Source organism: Streptomyces sp. SAS_281, assembly GCF_052542855.1.
Genome location: NZ_JBMNDO010000128.1, coordinates 1 through 22,803, shown reverse-complemented (window position 1 = coordinate 22,803; position 22,803 = coordinate 1). Strand labels below are relative to the sequence as shown.

The window sequence follows — 22,803 nt, the reverse complement described above, 5'->3', positions numbered from 1 at the left end:
GTGACCGCTCGCCCCTCTCCCGTACGCCGGTATGCCCGTACGTCTCAGTCGCCGTCCGGGTCCGCGCGCTCCAGGGCCGGGCGGCGCGGGGCGGCCGACTCGGTCAGCAGGTAGTCGGCGGCGGCCGTGTCCGTGACCAGGCTGGTGACCAGGCCGGACCGCAGCACCGCGCCGATCGCGGCGGCCTTGCGCTGCCCGCCCGCGATCGCCACCACCTCGGGGATCCGGCGCAGCCGGTCCGCCTCGACGGTGATGCACCGCTCGCCGAGGTCCCGGCCGACCCGGCGGCCCTCCGCGTCGAAGAGGTGGGCCGACATCTCGGCGGCGACCCCGAGCGAGGCGTAGTGCCGGCGCTCCTCGTCGGACAGCATGTCGTGCACGGTCGAGATCCCGGGCTCCCAGGAACCGATGGAGACGGCCGCGACCGTCACCTTGTCGAAGTACTCGAAGGCGCGGGCGATCCCCGTCTGGTGGCGCAGCGCGGCGGCCGTCGCCGGGTCCGGCAGCAGCATCGGCGCGTAGATCGGATGCGCCTCCCCGCCGGAGACCTGGGCGGCACGCCGCACCGCCTCCACCGAACCGCGCTCGGCGGTGCCCGCGTCGTACACCCCGGTGAGCTGCACGACCGTGCACGGGGGCAGCCGGTCCAGGGCGGCGGCCATGTGGATGGTGGAGCGGCCCCAGGCGAGCCCCAGCACATCGCCCTCGTTCACCAGTTCGCCGAGCAGGTCGGCCGCGACCTCGCCCAGGTTCTCCGGGTCGGCCGCGTCGTCCTGCTCCTCCGCCGGGGACTCCACGACGACCGCGTGCCGCAGCCCGTAGCGGGCCCGGAGCGCGTCGGAGCGCTCGGCGTCCAGCTCGGCCGGGACCCGGATCTCGATGCGTACGAGGTCGCGCTCCAGGGCGGTCTCCAGCACCCGGGCGACCTTGAAGCGGCTGACGCCGAACTCCTCGGCGATCTGGATCTTGGACTTGCCCTCGAGGTAGAAGCGGCGGGCCATGGCCGCCGCCTGCACCAGCTCCGCGGGCCCCATCCGCAGGGCGGACCGGCCCGCCGACATTGCAGACACCGCGTTCTCCTCACTGCTGTTCACGCTCTTGATACGCCGTTCATCCTGTCAGATACGGCGATCCCTGACCGGTCCCGTCGGAACCCGTTCATCTGCCCTTGGCCCGGGGGACGCCCGCTCCCCCGGCCGCCCCGGCTTCAGTGCGCGCAGCCCCAGCCGGCCGCGCCGATGGCCCCGTCGGCCTTGGCACGCAGCGCACGCACCGCGGCGGCCGGGTCCGCTGCCCCGTACACCGCCGAGCCGGCGACGAAGACGTCGGCGCCCGCCTCGGCGCACCGCTCGATGGTGGACTCGGAGACGCCGCCGTCGACCTGGAGCCACAGATCGAGGCCGTGCTTGGAGATCAGCTCACGGGTGCGGCGGATCTTCGGCAGCATGATGTCCAGGAACGCCTGGCCGCCGAAGCCCGGCTCCACGGTCATGATCAGCAGCATGTCGAGCTCGGGGAGCAGGTCCTCGTACGGCTCGATGGGCGTCGCCGGCTTGAGCGCCATGGAGGCGCGGGCGCCCTTGGCGCGGATCTCCCGGGCCAGCCGCACGGGGGCGGCGGCGGCCTCGGCGTGGAAGGTGACCGACCCGGCCCCCGCCTCGACGTACTGGGGTGCCCAGCGGTCCGCGTCCTCGATCATCAGGTGGCAGTCCAGCGGCGTGTCCGTGGCCCTGCTGAGCGATTCCACGATCGGAACGCCGAGGGTCAGATTGGGCACGAAGTGGTTGTCCATGACATCGACGTGGAGCCAGTCGGCGCCTTCGACGGCCTTGGCCTCATCGGCGAGGCGCGCGAAATCGGCGGAGAGAATACTCGGGTTGATCTGGGCCATGGGCCAAGCCTCCCATGTTCTGCGTCACTTCCCGGCCTCGGTGCGCTCCAAAGGCTCACGGGATCATTACGGTTCGCGCATTCCCGGCGTTTCACCCCGGCACGGGGCCCTTGATCAGCCGGTACGGCGGAGCAGCGCGAGATACATCGCGTCGGTGCCGTGCAGATGCGGCCAGAGCTGGACGTCGGGCCCGTCGCCCAGCGCGGGCACGCCAGGCAGCAGCGGACGGGCGTCGATCCACTCCGCCTCGACGGGGTCCCCGCCGCGCCCCTTGAGCACGTCCTCCACGACGACCCGGGTCTCGGCGAGGTGCGGCGAGCAGGTCGCGTACCCGACGACGCCGCCGACGCGTACGGCCTTCAGCGCCTCGCGCAGCAGCCCGCGCTGGAGGGGGGCGAAGCCTTCCAGGTCCTCCTTGCGGCGGCGCCAGCGGGCCTCGGGGCGGCGGCGGAGCGCGCCGAGCCCGGAGCAGGGCACGTCCATCAGGACCCGGTCGAAGCTGCCGGGGCGCCACGGCGGGCGGGTGCCGTCGGCGGTGATCACCTGGTACGGGCCGGGGTTGCCGGCCAGCGCGCGCTCCACGAGGCGGGCGCGGTGCGGCTGCTTCTCGGCGGCCAGCAGGGCGGCGCCGCGGTCCGCCGCGAGGGCGGCGAGCAGGGCGGCCTTGCCACCGGGGCCCGCGCAGCCGTCGAGCCAGCGGGCGTCGGAGCCCTCCACCGGGGCGGCGGCCAGGGCGGCGGCGACGAGCTGACTGCCCTCGTCCTGCACCCCGGCCCGGCCCTCGCGCACGGCGGTCAGGGCGCCGGGCTCGCCGCCCTCGGCCATCCGCACGGCGTAGGGCGACCAGCGGCCGGGCAGCGCGTTGTCCTCGCCCAGCTCCTCGGTGAGCTCGGCGGTGGTGGAGCGGCCGGGGCGGGCGACGAGGGTGACCTCGGGGCGCTCGTTGTCCGCGTCGAGCAGGTCCTCGATCCCGGCGCGGCCGCCGCCGAGGGCGTCCCAGAGCGCGGAGACGACCCAGCGCGGGTGGGAGTGGACGACCGCGAGGTGGTCCTCGGCGTCGTCCTCGTAGGCCGGGGCCACCTTCGCGACCCAGCCGTCGAGGTCGTCGGCGGACACCTTGCGCAGGACGGCGTTGACGAACTTGGCACGCCCCTCCCCCAGCACCACCCGGGCCAGCTCCACGCTGGCGGAGACCGCCGCGTGGGTCGGGATGCGGGTGCCGAGGAGCTGGTGCACGCCCATGTTCAGCACGTCCAGGACCGGCGGGTCCACCTCGCGCAGCGGACGGTCGATGCACGCGGCGACGATCGCGTCGTACGTCCCCTGGCGGCGCAGCGTGCCGTAGACCAGCTCGGTCGCCAGGGCGGCGTCGCGGTGGTCGAAGTCGCCCTTGGCCCTGGCCTTCTTCAGCAGCGGGGGCAGGACGAGGTTCGCGTACGCGTCGCGCTCGTCGACGGCCCGCAGGGCCTCGAAGGCGAGGAAGCGCACCGGGTCCTTCTTGGGGCGGCGGTGGGGTTTGGCGGGACGGCGACGCGGCTGGTCGTTCACGTGAAAGGTGCTCCGCTGAAGATCGAGAGGACGAACCCTCCCAGCCTACGTCCCCGCCCCGGGGGTCTCAGCTCCCGACCAGCTCGCCGGGGACGATGCGCACCCCGCGCGCCCAGTCGGCGGCGCGCATCGGCTTCTTGCCCTGCGGCTGCACCCACAGCAGCTCCACCGCGTGCGACCCGGTGCCGACGAACACGTTGTTCTTGCCGGCCGACAGCTCACCGGGCGCCAGCTCGGACCGGTCGACGGCGGGGGTGGCCTGGACGAGCTTCAGGCGCTCGCCCCGGAACAGCGTCCAGGCGCCGGGGGCGGGGGTGCAGGCGCGGATGACCCGGTCGACTCGCAGGGCGGGCGCGGACCACTGGACCTGGGCGTCCTCGACGGTGATCTTCGGCGCGAGGGTGACCCCGTCCGCGGGCTGCTCCACGGCGTGCAGGGTGCCGTCCTCGATGCCGTCCATGGTCGCGGCGAGCAGCCCGGACCCGGCGAACGCCAGCCGGGTCAGCAGATCGCCGCTGGTGTCGGTCGGGCGGACCTCCTCGGTCAGCACGCCGTAGACGGGCCCGGAGTCGAGCCCCTCCTCGATGAGGAAGGTGGACGCCCCCGTCACCTCGTCGCCGGACATCACCGCGTGCTGCACCGGGGCCGCGCCGCGCCAGGCGGGCAGCAGCGAGAAGTGCAGGTTGACCCAGCCCTTCGCCGGGATGTCGAGCGCCGCCTTGGGCAGCAGCGCGCCGTACGCGACGACCGGGCAGCAGTCCGGCGCGATCTCCCGCAGCCGCGCGAGGAAGTCCTCGTCCCGGGGCCTGGCGGGCTTCAGCACCTCGATCCCGGCCTCCTCGGCGCGCTCGGCGACCGGGCTGGCCACCAGCCGCCGGCCACGCCCCGCGGGGGCGTCGGGCCGGGTGACGACGGCGGCCACCTCGTGCCGGCCGGAGGCGATCAGGGCGTCGAGTGCGGGGACGGCTACCTCGGGGGTGCCTGCGAAGACGAGCTTCATGGGTGGCTGACTGCCTCTCAGGCCGGACTCTCAGGCCGAAACGTTACGGTGACGAGCAACGCACAAGTCTATGGGGCGGCGGGCCGGGGGGCGTACGCGCGCTCGTGCGCCCCTCGCAGGGGTGCATACGCCCCCTGAGCGTGACCAGATCCCCGGGTGCGGCGTTGGTCAAGAGAGATTGACCGAAGCGAGCCGCCCTGGTGCGGCCCGATCCCTTTCAACGCCGGTTCGAGAGGCTTCTTCATGGCCGACCACGCAACCCACGACGCCCAAGCGCGGGCCAGCCTGCATCTCCTGGTGCGGGACATCGAGCGGGTCCGGCGGCAGGTGGACGCACTGCGCACGCTCACCGCTCAGCTGGGCAACGTCTACCGTCCGCGCCGCACCGGCCCGTCCGCGGGCTTCGTCGTCTACGGCAGGGCCCCGGCCCCGACGGTGAGACTGGCCCAGGAACTGCGGGACAGCGTCGAGACCCTGGTCACGGCGGCCGTGGACTTCGACCGCTCACTGGGCTTCTCCTGGGACGCGGTGGGCTCCGCCCTCGGGGTCACCAAGCAGGCCGTCCACCGCCGCTACGGATCACGGCGCACGACCCCGCAGCCCACGGCTCCCGAAGCCGCGGAGGTGGTCGTCCCGCAACGCACCCCCGCGGTCCCCGCCGCCCGCGCCCCGCAAGCCGCGACGGACCGCCCCAACCCGTTCCCGGGCCCCCGCAACGGCTGACCCGAGGATGAGTGGGCCGCCCCCGCGCACACGCGAGGGGGCGGCCCGCTCACGCACCGACCGCGCCCGTGCGAAACCAAGCACGCGGCGCCGTCAAGCCCGTCCGGCGCTTGAGGACACACCCGTAACCGAGACGCGTCCGCGCCCCACGCACGAAGTCCAGCCCGTCCGGCGTCTGAGGACACGGCCCAACCCGAGACGCGCCCCCAACGCCCACCGCACGAACCCAGCCCGTCCGGCGTCTGAGGACACGAGCTCAGCCGATGTCCACCGGATCCACCCGGACCCGCACCGCACCCCCACCACGCGCCACGCGCGCGGCGCGCAACGCCGCGGCCAACGCCGCCCCGCTCCCGGGCGGCACCCGCACCAACGCCCGCTCCCAGACCTCCCCCGCCGGCGCCTCGAACGCCCGCCGGGGCCGCCCCGGCACCGCGGCCGGCACCGGCACCGGCCCCAGCACCTCCGCGTCCGAAGGCAGCCGCGCCCCGGCGAGGAACGCGGCCAACGCCTCCGGCTCCCCCGTCACCGACGCCATCCGGGACACCGGCGGGAAGCCCAGCTCGGCCCGCTCCGCCAGCTCCCGCCTGGCATGGCCGACCGGGTCCCAGCGGACCAGCGCCTGCACGGGGCGCAGCGTCGGCTCGGCGACGACGACCACCGTGCCGCCCTCGGGCCGCCCCCGGACCAGCGCGGCGGCGGCCGTCCACCGGCGCAGCGCCTCCTCACCGGCGCGCAGGTCGGGCCGGCCGACCATCGCCCAGCCGTCGAGCAGGAGCGCCGCCGCGTACCCGCCCTCGGCGACCGGCTCGGCACCCGGTGTGCTGACGACCAGCGCGGCCTGGTCCGGCACCGAGTCGAGGATGTGGTCGCGTCCGGACGTCCGGACCGGTACCGCCGGGAACGCCCGGCCCAGCTCCTCCGCCGTGCGCCGGGCCCCCACGATCTGGGCGCGCAGCCGCCGTCCGCCGCAGGCCACGCAGTGCCAGGACGTCTCGGCCCGCCCGCACCACGCGCAGTTCAGGTCCTGCTGGTCCGGCGCCTCCAGCGGTCCCGCGCACTGCCGGCACCTGGCGGGCTCCCGGCAGCGCTCGCAGGCGAGCCGGGGGGCGTAACCCCGGCGGGGCACCTGGACCAGCACCGGACCGGTGCGCAGCCCGTCCCGGACGGTCTGCCAGGCGAGGCTGGGCAGCCGGGCGGCCCGGGCGGCCCCGTCCCGGGCGAGCTCGCCGTCGCCCACGGTGCGGATGACGGGTGCCGCCGCCCGCACCTGGTCCCGGTCGGCGCGCAGCGGCAGCGCCCACCCGCTCTCCACGAGCTGCGCGGCCTCCACGGTGCAGCTGACGGAGCCGAGCAGGAAGGCGCACCGGCCGTGGGTGGCCCGTAGCTCCAGGACCTCCCGGACGTGCGGGAAGGGGGCGCGGTCGTCGCTGTGGCTGGAGTCCCCGTCGTCCCAGACGACGACGAGCCCGAGGTCGGCGACGGGCGCGAACATCGCCGCTCTGGTCCCCACCACCGCCCGGACGGAGCCGCGCCGCACGGAAAGCCATTCCCGGTAGCGCTTCCCGGGCCCGGAACCGGCGGTGAGCAGCGCGTGCCGCCCCTCGCCGAGGACGGCGGTGAGCGCGGCGTCGACCCGGGCGGCGGTCCGCCCGTCGGGGACGACGACGAGGGCGCCGCGCCCGGCGGACAGGGCCGCCGCGACCGCCGTGGCGATCTCGGCCGGCCAGTGCGGTCCTGGCAGCGCGGTCCACACGGCCCGGGGCGCGCCCCCGCCGGCCAGCGCGGAGAGGAACGCGGGCCCCTGCGCGTACCGCTCCCAGCTCCCGGGGGCGGGGGGCGCGGGGGCGGGCAGGGGCGCGGGCGACGGCTTGGCCTCGGCCTGCGCGTTGCGCGGGGGGACGGCGAGCTGGAGGACGTCGGCGAGGCTGCCCGCGTACCGGTCGGCGACGGCGCGGGCGAGGGCGAGGAGGCCGGGGCCGAGAACCGGCTCGGGCGAGACGACGGAGGCGAGCGCGGCGAGCGCCCCGTTGTAATCGGACTCGGCCAGCCGCTCGACGAGGAAGCCGTCCACGAGACCGCCGCCCTCGCGCCGGCCGCCGCGCACATGGCGGCCCCCGGCACCGAAGCGGACCCGGACGCGCACCCCGGGCTGTGCGTCGGCGTCCAGCTCCTCGGGGACGGCGTAGTCGAAGTACTGGTCGAGGTGGAGCGCGCCCTTGTTGACGAGGACGCGGGCGACGGGCAGCTCCTTGGCGAGGGCGGCGCCGCGCCAGGTGCGCGGTTTGGCGCGCGGCACATCGGCCCGGCGGACGGCCTCCCGGATCAGCGCAAGCTGTTCCGGTGCCCCGGCCCCGGGCTCGTCGGACCGCTCGTTCTCGCTGCTCACAGCTCCATCCCTACCAGACGCCTCGGACAACGGCCCCGGCCCGCCGCGTGCCCCCCGGCCGTGAAACGCCGGAGCCCGGACACCGTGACGGCGTCCGGGCTCCGGCGGAAGGCCGGCAGTGCGCGGTGCTTACAGACCGGCGGCGGCGCGCAGCGCGTCCACCCGGTCCGTGCGCTCCCACGTGAAGTCGGGCAGCTCGCGGCCGAAGTGGCCGTACGCGGCGGTCTGGGCGTAGATCGGGCGCAGCAGGTCGAGGTCGCGGATGATCGCGGCCGGGCGGAGGTCGAAGACCTCGCCGATGGCGTGCTCGATCTTCTCGGTGTCGACCGCGGCGGTGCCGAAGGTCTCCACGAAGAGGCCCACCGGCTCGGCCTTGCCGATCGCGTACGCGACCTGGACCTCGCAGCGGGCGGCGAGGCCGGCCGCGACGACGTTCTTGGCGACCCAGCGCATGGCGTACGCGGCCGAGCGGTCCACCTTCGACGGGTCCTTGCCGGAGAAGGCGCCGCCGCCGTGGCGGGCCATGCCCCCGTAGGTGTCGATGATGATCTTGCGACCGGTCAGACCGGCGTCACCCATCGGGCCGCCGATCTCGAAGCGCCCGGTCGGGTTGACCAGGAGGCGGTAGCCCTCGGTGTCGAGCTTGATGCCGTCCTCGATGAGCTGGTTCAGCACGTGCTCGACGACGAACTCGCGGATGTCGGGCGCGAGCAGCGAGTCGAGGTCGATGTCGCTGGCGTGCTGCGAGGAGACGACGACGGTGTCGAGGCGGACGGCCTTGTCGCCGTCGTACTCGATGGTGACCTGGGTCTTGCCGTCGGGGCGCAGGTACGGGATGGTCCCGTTCTTGCGGACCTCGGACAGGCGGCGCGAGAGCCGGTGCGCGAGGTAGATCGGCAGCGGCATGAGCTCGGGGGTCTCGTCGCAGGCGTAGCCGAACATCAGGCCCTGGTCGCCGGCGCCCTGCTTGTCGAGCTCGTCCTCGTCGCCCTCGACCCGCTTCTCGTAGGCCGTGTCGACGCCCTGGGCGATGTCCGGGGACTGGGCACCGATGGACACCGAGACGCCGCAGGAGGCGCCGTCGAAGCCCTTCTTCGAGGAGTCGTAGCCGATCTCCAGGACCTTGTTGCGGACCAGCGTCGGAATGTCGGCGTACGCCTTGGTCGTGACCTCACCCGCGACGTGCACGAGACCGGTGGTGATCAGGGTTTCGACGGCGACGCGGGAGGACGGGTCCTCGCGCAGCAGCGCGTCGAGAATGGTGTCGCTGATCTGGTCGGCGATCTTGTCGGGGTGGCCCTCGGTCACGGACTCCGAGGTGAAGAGACGGCGGGACACATCGCTCCCTGGGGTTGCAGCGGCTGCTGGCTGATCATTGGCCGGACCGTCCGGGAGCTGCGCCCGGCATGGTCCAGCGTGCAGTTTATCGGTCGGCTCCCGCCGTCGGACAACGTGTCTCGCCCTTTGGCCGTCCTGTGACGTGTTCCACCAGGGCCGGAACACCCCGGAAGCCTGCTGCCGCAAGGCCCCGGACCGTGTCTGAGCGGCGCTGCCCGCCCCGGCGTGTCACCGGAAATTCATCCGAGGCGGGCCGCGACGAGGTCCCACACCGTGTCGGCCAGGGCCTCCTTGGGCCCGTAGGGCACGGGGGTCTCGGTGCCGTCGGCGCCGAGCACCACGGCCTCGTTCTCCTCGGCGCCGAAGGTCTTGCGCTCCCCGACCTCGTTGACCACCAGCAGGTCGCAGCCCTTGCGGCGCAGTTTCTCGCGGCCGTTGGCCAGGACGTCGTCGGTCTCGGCGGCGAATCCGACGACGATCTGCCCGGGCGTGGCGCGCTCGGCGGAGACCTCGGCGAGGATGTCCGGGTTGCGGACGAGCGTGATGGGCGCGGGCTCCTGGCCGTCCTTCTTCTTGATCTTCCCGGTGGCGTACTCGGCGGGCCGGAAGTCCGCGACGGCGGCGGCCATGACCACGACGTCGGCGTCCCGGGCCGCCTTCAGCACGGCCTCGCGCAGCTGCGTCGCGGTGCCGGCGCGGACGACGTCCGCGCCGGACGGGTCGGGCAGCCCGGTGTTGGCCTCGACGAGGGTCACCCGGGCGCCGCGCGCGACGGCGGTGCGGGCGAGCGCGTAGCCCTGTTTGCCGGACGAGCGGTTGCCCAGGTAGCGGACCGGGTCGAGGGGTTCCCTCGTGCCGCCGGCGCTGATCACCACGTGCCGGCCCGCGAGGTCGGGGGCGGCCGCGCCCCGGGCGAGGACCCGGCGGCAGACCTCGTAGATCTCGCCCGGGTCGGGGAGCCGGCCCTTGCCGGTGTCGACGCCGGTGAGGCGGCCGACGGCGGGCTCGATGACGACGGCGCCCCGGCGGCGCAGCGTCGCGACGTTCTCCCGGGTGGCGGGGTGCTCCCACATCTCGGTGTGCATGGCCGGGGCGAAGACGACCGGGCAGCGGGCGGTGAGCAGGGTGTTGGTGAGCAGGTCGTCGGCGAGGCCGTGGGCGGCCTTGGCCAGCATGTCGGCGGTGGCGGGGGCGACGACGACGAGGTCGGCGTGCTGCCCGATCCGGACGTGGGGCACCTCGTGGACGTCGTTCCACACCTCGGTGGAGACGGGGTGGCCGGAGAGCGCGGACCAGGTCGCGGCGCCGACGAAGTTCAGGGCGGACGCGGTGGGGACGACCCGTACGTCGTGGCCGGACTCGGTCAGCCGGCGCAGCAGCTCGCACGCCTTGTACGCGGCGATGCCGCCGCTGACCCCCAGAACGACCTTCGGCTTGTCCACTGCGTCTCCCCGCACTCGGTTACGCACCCTGCGTACGTACGTCTCCATGCTGCCTCACGGGCGCGGGCGCCGACCGGTCGGCCCGGACAACACCTCGGGCCCGGCGGATGATCCGCCGGGCCCGGGATGAAAACGCGTCGTCGCCGCTTACTGCGCGGGGCCCTCGATGGCCTCGGACGTGAGCAGGCCCGCGTTGATCTCGCGGAGTGCGATCGAGAGCGGCTTCTCGTGCACGTGGGTGTCGACGAGCGGACCGACGTACTCGAGGAGGCCCTCACCGAGCTGCGAGTAGTACGCGTTGATCTGGCGCGCGCGCTTGGCGGCGTAGATCACGAGGCTGTACTTCGAGTCGGTTGCTTCGAGGAGCTCATCAATCGGCGGGTTGATGATGCCCTCGGGCGTGGTGATGGAAGAGGACACGCTCTGCCTTCCGAAGGGGATGAAGATCAAAGAATTCTTTGACAGTCAGGGGCCTTGGTGCCGGGCCCCGCTGCCGGTGGTTCACTCGCCGGCGGCGCGGTGGCCGGAAGCCTCCAGCATCAAGGCTAGCAGCTCACGTGCCACGTCCTCGACGGAGGTGTTGACGAGCGTCGTGTCGAACTCCGCTTCGGCGGCCAGTTCCACCTTGGCGGCGCCGAGCCGGCGTTCGATCACCTCGGGTGCCTCGGTCCCCCGGCCGGTGAGCCGGCGGACCAGCTCCTCCCAGCTCGGCGGGGCGAGGAAGACCAGCTGGGCGTCGGCCATGGACTGGCGGACCAGCCGGGCGCCCTGGAGGTCGATCTCCAGGAGCACCGGCTCTCCCGCCTCCAGCCGCTCCTGCACGGCGCGGCGCGGCGTGCCGTAGCGGTTGCCGGCGAACTCGGCCCACTCCAGCAGCTCGCCGTTGGCGATCAGCTTGTCGAACTCCTCGTCGTCCACGAAGAAGTAGTGGACGCCGTTGCGTTCGCCGGGGCGGGGCTTGCGGGTCGTCGCCGACACCGAGAGCCACACCTCGGGGTGGACCTTGCGCATATGCGCGACGACCGTGCTCTTGCCGACCCCCGAGGGGCCGGAGAGCACGGTCAGCCGCGGACGTACGTCCGGGGGTACGGGGGACGTCCCCCGGGATGTTGCAGCCATGGAGCGATTATCCAGGTTCTCAGGGGTGCCTGAGAACTCAGGCGGCGGTGCCGCCGAACTCACGCTCCAGGGATGCGATCTGGTTGGAGCCAAGACCCCGCACACGACGGCTCTCGGAAATGCCGAGCCGCTCCATGATCTGCTTGGCACGGACCTTGCCCACTCCGGGCAGGGACTCCAGCAGGGCGGAGACCTTCATCTTGCCGATGACGTCGTTCTCCTGGCCCGACTTGATGACCTCGTGGAGGGAGGCGCCGGAGTGCTTGAGTCGATTCTTGACCTCGGCCCGCTCCCGGCGAGCCGCGGCGGCCTTTTCGAGCGCGGCTGCGCGCTGTTCAGGGGTAAGGGGCGGAAGAGCCACGCCTACGTCACCTCGGATGTCGATCTGTCGGATACGGACCGGTGAGGCAGCGGGATCGCCCCTCACCTGGTGAGCCGCGAACACCCCGTGCGCGTCGGCTCTCGACGGAGACTAGCGGCCAAGGCCGCCGGAGTCAGCGAGAACAGACGAAAAGTCCTGGTCAGCCTCTGCCGACCAGGACTTTTCAGGCATAACCACCGAGTTTTTTCGTCAGGATTCCGTCAACACACGGTTACGTGGCAGGGTCAGCGGTCCGAGACGGCCGCGCGGACCTCGTCCGCGAACCGTTCGGCGGCCCCGCGCAGCCCCGCGATGTCCGGGCCGTGGCGCAGCACGCCCCGGCTGACGGTGGGCACCACGTTGCGCACCGCGTCGCCGAAGACGCCCGGCAGATCGGCCGGGGTCGCCCCCTGCGCGCCGATGCCCGGGGCGAGCAGCGGCCCGTTGATCTCGAGGTTGACGCCCACGTCGCCGAGCGTGGCGCCGACGACCGCCCCGACCGAGCCGAGCGGGGCGGCACCCGCGTTCTCGGCGGCCATGTGGTCGAGCATCAGCTGGGCCAGCGGACGGCCGTCGGCGGCCGTGGCGCGCTGCACCTCGGCACCCTCCGGGTTGGAGGTCAGCGCGAGGACGAAGACACCGGCCCCGGAGACCGCCGCCGCGTCGAGCGCGGGCCGCAGCGAGCCGAAGCCGAGGTACGGCGAGACCGTGACCGCGTCCGAGAACAGCGGCGAGTCCTTGTCCAGGTAGGTCGCCGCGTAGGCGCCCATGGTCGAGCCGATGTCACCGCGCTTGGCGTCCATCAGGACGAGCGCACCGGCCGCGCGGGCCTCCTCGACGGCCTTCTCCAGGACCGCGACGCCGCGCGAGCCGAAGCGCTCGAAGAACGCGGACTGCGGCTTGAGCACGGCGACCCGGTCGGCCAGCGCCTCGACGACGGTACGGGTGAACCGCTCCAGGCCCGCGATGTCGTCGCTCAGCCCCCAGGCGGTGAGCAGCGAGGCGTGCGGGTCGATGCCGACGCAGAGCGGGCCTCGCGTGTCCATGGCGTGGCGCAGCCGGGCGCCGAAGGGTTCCAGGGTCATTTCACTGCCTTCCGGGATTCCGCGCCGACGGCGTCGGCGAGCGTGGCGTACGGGGAGGCGGCCAGGCGCGCGGCCAGCCCCTTGTGGATCGCGCGGGCGTAGAACGGGCCCTCGTAGATGAAGGCGCTGTAGCCCTGGACGAGGGTGGCGCCGGCCAGGATGCGCTGCCAGGCGTCCTCGGCGTTCTCGACGCCGCCGACGCCCACCAGGGTGATCCGGTCCCCCACGCGCCGGTGAAGGCGGCTCAGGACCTCCAGGGAACGTTCCTTGAGGGGGGCGCCGGACAGGCCGCCGGTCTCCTCGACCAGGGCCGCCGCGGACTTCAGGCCCAGCCCGTCGCGGGCGATGGTGGTGTTGGTGGCGATGATGCCGTCCAGGCCCAGCTCGACGGCCAGATCGGCGACCGCGTCGACGTCCTCGTCCGCGAGGTCCGGGGCGATCTTGACGAGCAGCGGGACGCGGCGGTGGGTGACGGTGCGGTCGGCCGCCTCGCGCACGGCGGTGAGCAGCGGGCGCAGCGACTCGGTGGCCTGGAGGTTGCGCAGGCCGGGGGTGTTGGGCGAGGAGACGTTGACGACGAGGTAGTCCGCGTGGGCGGCCAGGCGCTCGGTGGACTTCACGTAGTCGGCCGCGGCGTCGGCCTCGGGGACGGCCTTGGTCTTGCCGATGTTGACGCCGACGGTGGTGCGGAAGACCGGGGTGCGGGCGGCGAGCCGGGCGGCGACGGCGGCGGAGCCCTCGTTGTTGAAGCCCATGCGGTTGATGAGCGCGCGGTCCGCCACCAGGCGGAACAGCCGCTTCTTCGGGTTTCCGGGCTGCGCCTCGCCGGTCACGGTACCGATCTCGACGTGGTCGAAGCCGAGCATCGCCATGCCGTCGATCGCCACGGCGTTCTTGTCGAAGCCCGCGGCGAGCCCGAAGGGCCCGTGCATCCGCAGGCCCAGGGCCTCGGTGCGCAGCGACGTGTACCGGGGGGCCAGGGCGGCGGCCAGGAAGGTGCGCAGCACGGGGACGCGGGCGGCGAGGCGGATCCAGCGGAAGGCCAGGTGGTGGGCGCGCTCGGGGTCCATGCGCTTGAAGACCAGCTGGAAGAAGAACTTGTACATCACGGTGTCCTCATGAAGAGGGGGACACCGTTTCCGGTGTCCCCCTTGTGGGCTGCCTGCCTAGTCGCGAGCCGCGGTCAGATGCTCCGCGTGTTCCTGGAGGGAACGGACGCCGACGTCTCCGTTGTTGAGGGCGTCGATGCCCTGGACGGCCGCGGCGAGCGCCTGGACCGTCGTCAGGCAGGGCACGGAGCGGGCGACGGCCGCGGTGCGGATCTCGTAGCCGTCGAGCCGGCCGCCGGTCCCGTACGGGGTGTTGACGATGAGGTCGACACCGCCCTCGTGGATCAGCTGGACGATGGTCGGCTCGCCGTTCGGGCCCTCGCCCTCGGACTGCTTGCGCACGACCGTGGCGTTGATGCCATTGCGCTTGAGGACCTCGGCGGTGCCGGAGGTGGCCAGCAGCTCGAAGCCGTGGGCGACCAGCTCGCGGGCCGGGAAGATCATCGAGCGCTTGTCGCGGTTGGCCACCGAGATGAACGCGCGGCCCTTGGTGGGCAGCGGTCCGTAGGCGCCGGCCTGCGACTTGGCGTACGCGGTGCCGAAGACCGAGTCGATGCCCATGACCTCGCCGGTGGAGCGCATCTCCGGGCCGAGGATGGTGTCGACGCCGCGGCCGTGGATGTCGCGGAAGCGCGACCACGGCATGACGGCCTCCTTGACGGAGATCGGCGCGTCCAGCGGCAGCGTGCCGCCGTCGCCGCTCCTGGGCAGCAGCCCCTCCTCGCGCAGCTCGGCCACGGTCGCCCCCAGCGAGATGCGGGCGGCGGCCTTGGCGAGCGGGACCGCGGTCGCCTTCGAGGTGAAGGGCACGGTCCGCGAGGCGCGCGGGTTGGCCTCCAGGACGTAGAGGATGTCGCCGGAGAGGGCGAACTGGATGTTGATCAGGCCGCGGACGCCGACGCCCTTGGCGATGGCCTCCGTGGAGGCGCGCAGCCGCTTGACGTCGTGGCCGCCGAGGGTGATCGGGGGGAGGGCGCAGGCGGAGTCGCCGGAGTGGATGCCGGCCTCCTCGATGTGCTCCATGACGCCGCCGAGGTAGAGCTCGGTGCCGTCGTAGAGGGCGTCGACGTCGATCTCGATGGCGTCGTCGAGGAAGCGGTCGACCAGGACCGGCCGGGTGGGGCTGATCTCGGTGGACTCGGCGATGTAGGCGGAGAGCCGGGTCTCGTCGTACACGATCTCCATGCCGCGGCCGCCGAGCACGTACGAGGGGCGTACGAGGACGGGGTAGCCGATCTCGTCGGCGATCTCCTTGGCCTCGGCGAAGGTGGTGGCGGTGCCGTGCTTGGGGGCGGGCAGGCCGGCCTCGGCCAGGACGCGGCCGAAGGCGCCGCGGTCCTCGGCGGCGTGGATCGCCTCCGGGGAGGTGCCGACGACGGGCACGCCGTTGTCCTTGAGCGCCTGCGACAGGCCCAGCGGGGTCTGGCCGCCGAGCTGGACGACGACGCCCGCGATCGGGCCCGCCAGGGACTCCGCGTGCACGATCTCCAGCACGTCTTCCAGCGTCAGCGGCTCGAAGTACAGGCGGTCGGAGGTGTCGTAGTCGGTGGAGACCGTCTCCGGGTTGCAGTTGACCATCACGGTCTCGTAGCCGGCGTCGCTGAGCGCGAAGGAGGCGTGGACGCAGGAGTAGTCGAACTCGATGCCCTGGCCGATGCGGTTGGGGCCGGAGCCCAGGATGATCACCGCGGGCTTGGTGCGGGGCGCGACCTCGGTCTCCTCGTCGTAGGAGGAGTAGAAGTACGGCGTCTTCGCGGCGAACTCGGCGGCGCAGGTGTCGACCGTCTTGTAGACCGGGCGGATGCCGAGCGCGTGGCGGACCTCGCGGACGACGTCCTCGCGCAGGTTGCGGATCTCGGCGATCTGGACGTCCGAGAAGCCGTGCCGCTTGGCCTCGGCCAGCAGCTCGGGGCCGAGCTTGTCGGCGGCGGCCAGCTCGTCGGCGATCTCCTTGATCAGGAAGAGCTGGTCCACGAACCAGGGGTCGATCTTCGTGGCGTCGAAGACCTCCTCCTGGGTGGCTCCGGCCCGGATCGCCTGCATGACGGTGTTGATGCGGCCGTCGGTCGGGCGGACCGCCTCCGCCAGCAGCTCGGCCTTGTCGCCGGGCTCGCCGGTGAAGGTGAACTGCGAGCCCTTCTTCTCCAGGGACCGCAGGGCCTTCTGCAGGGCCTCGGTGAAGTTCCGGCCGATCGCCATGGCCTCGCCCACCGACTTCATGGTGGTGGTGAGGGTGGAGTCGGCGGAGGGGAACTTCTCGAAGGCGAAGCGCGGGGCCTTGACGACGACGTAGTCGAGGGTCGGCTCGAAGGAGGCCGGGGTCTTCTCGGTGATGTCGTTGGGGATCTCGTCCAGCGTGTAGCCGACGGCCAGCTTGGCGGCGATCTTGGCGATCGGGAAGCCGGTGGCCTTCGAGGCGAGCGCCGAGGAGCGGGAGACGCGCGGGTTCATCTCGATCACGATGACGCGGCCGTCGGCGGGGTCGATCGCGAACTGGATGTTGCAGCCGCCGGTGTCGACGCCGACCTCGCGGATGATCGCGATGCCGATGTCGCGCAGCCGCTGGTACTCGCGGTCGGTGAGGGTCATCGCCGGGGCGACGGTGATCGAGTCACCGGTGTGGACGCCCATCGGGTCGAAGTTCTCGATGGAGCAGACGACCACGACGTTGTCGTTGCGGTCGCGCATCAGCTCCAGCTCGTACTCCTTCCAGCCGAGGATGGACTCTTCGAGCAGCACCTCGGTGGTCGGGGAGAGAGTGAGGCCCTGGCCCGCGATGCGGCGCAGCTCCTCCTCGTCGTGCGCGAAGCCGGAGCCGGCGCCGCCCATGGTGAAGGAGGGGCGGACGACGACGGGGTAGCCGCCGAGGGTCTCGACGCCGGCGAGGACGTCGTCCATGGAGTGGCAGATGACCGAGCGGGCGGACTCGCCGTAGCCGATCTTCTCCTTGACGGCCTCCACGACGCCCTTGAAGAGGTCGCGGTCCTCGCCCTTGTTGATGGCCTCGACGTTGGCGCCGATGAGCTCGACGCCGTACTTCTCCAGGACACCGTTCTCGTGCATGGAGATCGCGGTGTTCAGCGCGGTCTGGCCGCCCAGGGTGGGCAGCAGCGCGTCGGGGCGCTCCTTGGCGATGATCTTCTCGACGAACTCGGGGGTGATCGGCTCGACGTACGTGGCGTCGGCGATCTCCGGGTCGGTCATGATCGTCGCCGGGTTGGAGTTCACCAGGATGACGCGCAGGCCCTCGGCCTTGAGCACGCGGCACGCCTGGGTGCCGGAGTAGTCGAACTCGGCGGCCTGCCCGATGACGATCGGGCCGGAGCCGATGACCAGGACGGACTGGATATCGGAGCGCTTAGGCACGCTGGCCCTCCATCAGGGAAACGAAGCGGTCGAAGAGGTACGCGGCGTCGTGCGGGCCGGCGGCCGCCTCGGGGTGGTACTGGACGCTGAAGGCCGGCCGGTCGAGCAGCTGGAGCCCCTCGACGACCTGGTCGTTCAGGCATACGTGGGAGACCTCGGCGCGCCCGTAGGCGGTGTCGGAGACCTTGTCGAGGGGGGCGTCGACGGCGAAGCCGTGGTTGTGCGCGGTGACCTCGACCTTGCCGGTCGAGCGGTCCTGCACGGGCTGGTTGATGCCGCGGTGGCCGTACTTCAGCTTGTACGTGCCGAAGCCGAGCGCGCGGCCCAGGATCTGGTTGCCGAAGCAGATGCCGAAGAGCGGGGTCCTCCGCTCCAGGACGCCCTGCATCAGCGCGACGGGGTGGTCGGCGGTGGACGGGTCGCCGGGGCCGTTGGAGAAGAAGACGCCGTCCGGGGCGACCGCGTAGACCTCCTCCAGCGTCGCGGTGGCGGGCAGCACGTGGACCTCGATGCCGCGCTCGGCCATCCGGTGCGGGGTCATGCCCTTGATGCCGAGGTCGACCGCGGCGACGGTGAACCTCTTGGTGCCGATCGCGGGGACGACGTACGCCTCCTTGGTGGCGACCTCGGCGGACAGGTCGGCGCCCTTCATCTCGGGGGCCTCCTGGACGCGGGCCAGCATCGCCGCCTCGCCGGTGACCGCGTCGCCGGAGAAGATGCCGACGCGCATGGCGCCGCGCTCGCGCAGGTGGCGGGTGAGGGCACGGGTGTCGACGCCGCTGATGCCGACGACGCCCTGGGTGGCCAGCTCCTCGTCGAGGGTGCGGCGGGAGCGCCAGTTGGAGGGGGTGCGGGCGGGGTCGCGGACGACGTAGCCGGAGACCCAGATCTGCTTCGACTCGGGGTCCTCGTCGTTGACGCCGGTGTTGCCGACGTGCGGGGCGGTCATCACGACGACCTGGCGGTGGTACGAGGGGTCGGTCAGCGTCTCCTGGTAGCCGGTCATGCCGGTGGAGAAGACCGCCTCGCCGAAGGTCTCCCCCACAGCCCCGTAGGCGCGGCCGCGGAAGGTGCGGCCGTCCTCCAGGACGAGTACGGCGGGAACCTGGGTTCCCCGGGTGGAGGTCGTCATCGTGCGATGCCTTCCGTAGTGCTGGTGAGGTGGTTGACGGCGTCGACCCAGGCGGGGTGTTCGGCCGAGTGGTCGGAGCGGAATCCGGAGTCGATCAGCCGGTCGCCGAGCGCCCAGGTGATGACGAGGAGTCCGCCCTCGGGCAGGACCTTGCCCGCCAGTGCCCTTTCGGTGCGGGCGCCGCGCAGGTCGGCGGCCGGGACGAAGAAGTCCGCGGCGCCGGGCCGTACGACGTCGAGGCCCTCGGCGGTGAGGGTGAGCTCGACGCGGCTGCGGGTGCCGAGGCCGTGGGCGACGATCCGGTCGAGCCACTGCCCGGCGGTGGTCGACGCGTGGTAGCGGCCGGAGAGGGTGAGCAGCTTCTCGCCGTCCGCGGAGCCCTCCGGCGCGGTGGCCGGGGCCGGCAGGTCGGACTGGAGGTTTCCGCGCCACTTCCAGCCCTGGCGCATCAGCCAGTAGACGAACACGACGAGGACGACGAGTCCGATCACCCAGCTGATCCGTGCGGACCAGTCGGTCACTTCCGCCGATTTCCGCTCGGCGGCCAGGAGGTACAGGGTCTGTGTTGTCACGCGAGCTTCCCGTCGACGACCGTGGCACGGCCCCGCAGGAAGGTGTGGGTCACTCGGCCCGGCAGCTCGCGCCCCTCGTACGGGGTGTTGCGGCTGCGGGAGGCGAAGCCCGCGGGGTCCACCTCTCCACGGTATGCCGGATCGACCAGAGTGAGGTTGGCGGGCTCACCGGCCGAGACGGGGCGGCCGTGTCCTTCGAGGCGTCCGATGGCCGCGGGGCGCACCGACATGCGGTCGGCGACGCCGGCCCAATCGAGCAGTCCGGTCTCGACCATCGTCTGCTGGACGACGGAGAGCGCGGTCTCCAGACCCACCATGCCCATGGCCGCGGCGGCCCACTCGCAGTCCTTGTCCTCGTGCGGGTGCGGGGCGTGGTCGGTGGCGACGCAGTCGATCGTGCCGTCGGCGAGCGCCTCGCGCAGGGCCAGCACGTCGGCCTCGGTGCGCAGCGGCGGGTTCACCTTGTAGACGGGGTTGTAGCTGCGGACGAGCTCGTCGGTGAGGAGCAGGTGGTGCGGGGTGACCTCGGCGGTGACGTTCCACCCCTTGGATTTGGCCCAGCGCACGATCTCCACGGAGCCCGCGGTCGACAGGTGGCAGATGTGGACCCGGGAGCCGACGTGCGCGGCGAGCAGGACGTCGCGGGCGATGATCGACTCCTCGGCGACGGCGGGCCAGCCGCCGAGGCCCAGCTCGGCCGAGACGACGCCCTCGTTCATCTGGGCGCCCTCGGTGAGGCGGGGCTCCTGGGCGTGCTGGGCGACGACGCCGTCGAACGCCTTCACGTACTCCAGGGCGCGGCGCATGATGACCGCGTCGTCGACGCACTTGCCGTCGTCGGAGAAGACCTTCACTCCGGCGGCGGAGTCGTGCATGGCACCGAGCTCGGCGAGCTGCTTGCCCTCCAGGCCGACGGTGACGGCGCCGACGGGCTGGACGTCGCAGTAGCCGGACTCCTTGCCGAGGCGCCAGACCTGCTCGACCACGCCGGCGGTGTCGGCGACCGGGAAGGTGTTGGCCATGGCGTGGACGGCGGTGAAGCCGCCGGCCGCGGCGGCCCTGGTTCCGGTGAGGACGGTCTCGGAGTCCTCGCGGCCGGGCTCGCGCAGGTGGGTGTGGAGGTCCACCAGGCCGGGCAGCAGGACCTGGCCGGCCGCCTCGATCACGGTGGCGTCGCCGGCGTCGAGGCCGGTGCCGACGGCGGCGATGGTCTCGCCGTCGATGAGGACGTCCTGCGGGTCGCCGCCGAGTACCTTCGCGCCGCGGATAAGGATCTTGCTCATGGTTACTTGTTCTCCTCGGTACGGGCGGCGGTGGGGGCGGCTGACTCGTAGCCGCCGAGCAGCAGGTAGAGCACGGCCATGCGGATGGAGACGCCGTTGGCGACCTGCTCCACGACCGTGCAGCGGTCGGAGTCGGCGACCTCCGCGGTGATCTCCATCCCGCGGACCATGGGCCCGGGGTGCATGACGACGGCGTGCTCCGGCATCCTCGCCATCCGCTCGCCGTCCAGGCCGTAGCGGCGCGAGTACTCGCGCTCGGTCGGGAAGTAGGCGGCGTTCATCCGCTCGCGCTGCACACGAAGCATCATCACAGCGTCGGACTGGGGCAGCACCTCGTCCAGGCCGTAGCTGACGTCGCAGGGCCACTGTTCGACGCCGACCGGGACCAGGGTGGGCGGGGCGACGAGCGTGACGTGGGCGCCGAGCGTGGTCAGCAGGTGCACGTTGGACCGGGCGACCCGGCTGTGCAGGATGTCGCCGACGATGGTGATCCGGCGGCCGTCGAGGTCCTTGCCGAGCCCCGCGTCGGCGCCGACGAGCCGGCGGCGCATCGTGAAGGCGTCCAGCAGGGCCTGGGTGGGGTGCTCGTGGGTGCCGTCGCCCGCGTTGACGACGGCGCCGTCGATCCAGCCCGAGGTCGCCAGCCGGTACGGGGCTCCGGAGGCGCCGTGCCGGATGACGACCGCGTCGGCGCCCATCGCCTCCAGGGTGAGGGCGGTGTCCTTGAGGGATTCGCCCTTGGAGACGGACGAGCCCTTCGCGGAGAAGTTGATGACGTCGGCGGACAGCCGCTTGGCCGCCGCCTCGAAGGAGATGCGGGTACGCGTCGAGTCCTCGAAGAAGAGGTTGACGACGGTCCGGCCGCGCAGGGTCGGGAGCTTCTTGATCGGCCGGTCCGCGACCCTGGCCATCTCCTCGGCGGTGTCGAGGATGAGGACGGCGTCGTCGCGGGTGAGGTCGGCGGCCGAGATGAGGTGACGCTTCATCTGGGTGTTCTCCGGGTGGCTGGAGGTTTCAGGCATGCGGGCGCGCGGAAGCCGCCGCACGGCGGGCGGGCCGTACGGGCGTGAAGAGCTAGCGCTCGACCGCGGGGGCGGCCTGCTCGACCCCGAGCAGCACGGCGTCGCGGCCGTCCTCCTCGGCGAGCTGGACCTTGACCGTCTCCCGCAGCGACGTGGGGAGGTTCTTGCCGACGTAGTCGGCGCGGATCGGCAGTTCGCGGTGGCCGCGGTCGACGAGGACCGCGAGTTGCACCGCGCGGGGCCGGCCGATGTCGCCGAGCGCGTCGAGGGCGGCGCGGATCGTGCGGCCGGAGAAGAGGACGTCGTCCACCAGGACGACCAGACGGCCCTCGATACCCTCGCCGGGGATCTCGGTGCGGGCCAGGGCGCGCGCGGGGCGCAGCCTCAGGTCGTCGCGGTACATGGTGATGTCGAGGGAGCCGACCGGCATCCTGCGGCCGGTGATCTCTTCGAGCTTGGCGGCGAGCCGGCCGGCGAGGAAGACCCCGCGGGTCGGGATGCCCAGGAGCACCACGTCGTCGGCGCCCTTGGCGCGTTCGACGATCTCGTGGGCGATGCGGGTCAGGGCCCGGGCGATGTCGGGAGCCTCCAGAACGGGGCGTGCCGCATTGCCGGTGGCGTCGTACTGTGCGTCCATAAGAAACGGACCTCCTTCTCCGCCTCACGGGACGGACCTTAAAGGACGTCGAAATTGCGTCACCCACGTTACCAGGGCCCCTGCCGGAGCTCGCCCCCACCCCCGGGGGGAGCCGGTACGGACCATCTCAGCTTGACGCGACCAAGTAACGCTGCGTAACCTCACAGTGAGTTACCAGCCACGCGGCCCAGCCGCGTACGTTCCAGCGTCCGGGGAGCCTTATGTCCAGCGAATACGCAAAACAGCTCGGGGCCAAGCTCCGTGCCATCCGCACCCAGCAGGGCCTCTCCCTCCACGGCGTGGAGGAGAAGTCCCAGGGCCGCTGGAAGGCCGTCGTGGTCGGTTCGTACGAGCGCGGCGACCGTGCCGTGACCGTGCAGCGCCTTGCCGAGCTGGCGGACTTCTACGGCGTCCCGGTCCAGGAGCTCCTGCCGGGCACGACGCCCGGCGGTGCCGCCGAGCCGCCGCCGAAGCTGGTCCTCCAGCTGGAGCGCCTGGCGCACGTGCCGCCGGAGAAGGCCGGCCCCCTCCAGCGTTACGCGGCGACGATCCAGAGCCAGCGCGGCGACTACAACGGCAAGGTGCTGTCGATCCGCCAGGACGACCTGCGCACGCTGGCCGTGATCTACGACCAGTCGCCCTCGGTGCTGACGGAGCAGCTGATCAGCTGGGGCGTGCTCGACGCGGACGCGCGCCGCGCCGTCGCCCACGACGAGGGCTGAGCAGCACCTCGGAGAAACGTGCCGCCGGGTTCGGGGGGGGGCCTCACGGACGCCCCGCCGGGCC

20 protein-coding genes are annotated in these 22,803 nt (G+C 72.6%); 2 read left to right on the top strand and 18 right to left on the bottom strand.

Translation table 11 applies throughout. The annotated features are described in order from the left end of the window. Window positions 1-44: 44 nt before the first annotated feature. The 4 genes from ACN6LM_RS32395 to fmt form a co-directional block, all read right to left on the bottom strand. Window positions 45-1,061 carry a sugar-binding transcriptional regulator gene (locus ACN6LM_RS32395; RefSeq protein WP_018103922.1) on the bottom strand — a complete coding sequence of 339 codons (1,017 nt, stop codon included), beginning with the start codon at window positions 1,059-1,061 and terminating at the stop codon, window positions 45-47. A 146-nt stretch (window positions 1,062-1,207) separates the two neighbouring features. Continuing rightward, a complete protein-coding gene (gene rpe, locus ACN6LM_RS32390; RefSeq protein WP_445068973.1) occupies window positions 1,208-1,891 on the bottom strand; it encodes a ribulose-phosphate 3-epimerase in 684 nt (227 codons plus the stop codon). Window positions 1,892-2,005: 114 nt separating this feature from the next. After that, window positions 2,006-3,439: an RsmB/NOP family class I SAM-dependent RNA methyltransferase gene (locus ACN6LM_RS32385; protein WP_445068972.1), complete on the bottom strand. Its 1,434-nt coding sequence runs from the start codon at window positions 3,437-3,439 to the stop codon at window positions 2,006-2,008. Window positions 3,440-3,506: 67 nt separating this feature from the next. After that, window positions 3,507-4,439, bottom strand: coding sequence for a methionyl-tRNA formyltransferase (fmt, locus tag ACN6LM_RS32380; protein WP_445068971.1), 933 nt, complete (start codon window positions 4,437-4,439; stop codon window positions 3,507-3,509). A 243-nt stretch (window positions 4,440-4,682) separates the two neighbouring features. Here fmt and ACN6LM_RS32375 point away from each other — a divergent pair, with 243 nt between their 5' ends. Continuing rightward, complete coding sequence (locus ACN6LM_RS32375; RefSeq protein ID WP_445068970.1) at window positions 4,683-5,162, top strand: hypothetical protein; 480 nt, start codon at window positions 4,683-4,685, stop codon at window positions 5,160-5,162. A 256-nt stretch (window positions 5,163-5,418) separates the two neighbouring features. Here ACN6LM_RS32375 and ACN6LM_RS32370 read toward each other — a convergent pair whose 3' ends face one another. The 14 genes from ACN6LM_RS32370 to pyrR form a co-directional block, all read right to left on the bottom strand. Next, window positions 5,419-7,551 carry a primosomal protein N' gene (locus ACN6LM_RS32370; protein WP_445068969.1) on the bottom strand — a complete coding sequence of 711 codons (2,133 nt, stop codon included), beginning with the start codon at window positions 7,549-7,551 and terminating at the stop codon, window positions 5,419-5,421. 129 nt (window positions 7,552-7,680) lie between these two features. Continuing rightward, window positions 7,681-8,889, bottom strand: coding sequence for a methionine adenosyltransferase (gene metK, locus ACN6LM_RS32365; protein WP_164402777.1), 1,209 nt, complete (start codon window positions 8,887-8,889; stop codon window positions 7,681-7,683). A gap of 239 nt (window positions 8,890-9,128) precedes the next feature. Further along, window positions 9,129-10,331, bottom strand: coding sequence for a bifunctional phosphopantothenoylcysteine decarboxylase/phosphopantothenate--cysteine ligase CoaBC (gene coaBC / locus ACN6LM_RS32360; protein ID WP_445068968.1), 1,203 nt, complete (start codon window positions 10,329-10,331; stop codon window positions 9,129-9,131). Window positions 10,332-10,478: 147 nt separating this feature from the next. Next, window positions 10,479-10,751 (bottom strand): DNA-directed RNA polymerase subunit omega, encoded by a 273-nt coding sequence (gene rpoZ, locus ACN6LM_RS32355; RefSeq protein ID WP_003970369.1) that lies wholly within the window; start codon window positions 10,749-10,751, stop codon window positions 10,479-10,481. Window positions 10,752-10,832: 81 nt separating this feature from the next. Then, entirely contained in the window at window positions 10,833-11,450 is a 618-nt protein-coding gene (gene gmk / locus ACN6LM_RS32350; protein ID WP_026171628.1) for a guanylate kinase, read from the bottom strand. 37 nt (window positions 11,451-11,487) lie between these two features. Beyond that, entirely contained in the window at window positions 11,488-11,811 is a 324-nt protein-coding gene (locus tag ACN6LM_RS32345; protein ID WP_018103912.1) for an integration host factor, read from the bottom strand. 245 nt (window positions 11,812-12,056) lie between these two features. Beyond that, complete coding sequence (gene pyrF, locus ACN6LM_RS32340) at window positions 12,057-12,896, bottom strand: orotidine-5'-phosphate decarboxylase (RefSeq protein WP_445068967.1); 840 nt, start codon at window positions 12,894-12,896, stop codon at window positions 12,057-12,059. Continuing rightward, entirely contained in the window at window positions 12,893-14,002 is a 1,110-nt protein-coding gene (locus ACN6LM_RS32335) for a quinone-dependent dihydroorotate dehydrogenase (RefSeq protein ID WP_445068966.1), read from the bottom strand. Before ACN6LM_RS32335 ends, pyrF begins: the two co-directional genes overlap by 4 nt. Before the next feature lie 60 nt (window positions 14,003-14,062). Next, on the bottom strand, window positions 14,063-17,371 hold the full coding sequence (gene carB / locus ACN6LM_RS32330; RefSeq protein WP_445068965.1) for a carbamoyl-phosphate synthase large subunit: 3,309 nt from the start codon (window positions 17,369-17,371) through the stop codon (window positions 14,063-14,065). Continuing rightward, window positions 17,364-18,503 carry a glutamine-hydrolyzing carbamoyl-phosphate synthase small subunit gene (carA, locus tag ACN6LM_RS32325; RefSeq protein ID WP_445068964.1) on the bottom strand — a complete coding sequence of 380 codons (1,140 nt, stop codon included), beginning with the start codon at window positions 18,501-18,503 and terminating at the stop codon, window positions 17,364-17,366. Before carA ends, carB begins: the two co-directional genes overlap by 8 nt. Continuing rightward, a complete protein-coding gene (locus ACN6LM_RS32320; RefSeq protein WP_445068963.1) occupies window positions 18,500-19,075 on the bottom strand; it encodes a PH-like domain-containing protein in 576 nt (191 codons plus the stop codon). The genes carA and ACN6LM_RS32320 overlap by 4 nt, the downstream gene beginning before the upstream one ends. Beyond that, window positions 19,072-20,358, bottom strand: coding sequence for a dihydroorotase (locus ACN6LM_RS32315; protein ID WP_445068962.1), 1,287 nt, complete (start codon window positions 20,356-20,358; stop codon window positions 19,072-19,074). The genes ACN6LM_RS32320 and ACN6LM_RS32315 overlap by 4 nt, the downstream gene beginning before the upstream one ends. Before the next feature lie 2 nt (window positions 20,359-20,360). Then, a complete protein-coding gene (locus ACN6LM_RS32310) occupies window positions 20,361-21,344 on the bottom strand; it encodes an aspartate carbamoyltransferase catalytic subunit (RefSeq protein ID WP_445068974.1) in 984 nt (327 codons plus the stop codon). A gap of 88 nt (window positions 21,345-21,432) precedes the next feature. After that, entirely contained in the window at window positions 21,433-22,017 is a 585-nt protein-coding gene (gene pyrR, locus ACN6LM_RS32305) for a bifunctional pyr operon transcriptional regulator/uracil phosphoribosyltransferase PyrR (RefSeq protein ID WP_445068961.1), read from the bottom strand. Between the two features lie 221 nt (window positions 22,018-22,238). On the opposite strand from pyrR, the gene bldD reads away from it, so the two are divergent. Continuing rightward, window positions 22,239-22,739 carry a transcriptional regulator BldD gene (gene bldD / locus ACN6LM_RS32300; protein ID WP_018103903.1) on the top strand — a complete coding sequence of 167 codons (501 nt, stop codon included), beginning with the start codon at window positions 22,239-22,241 and terminating at the stop codon, window positions 22,737-22,739. Window positions 22,740-22,803: the final 64 nt, after the last annotated feature.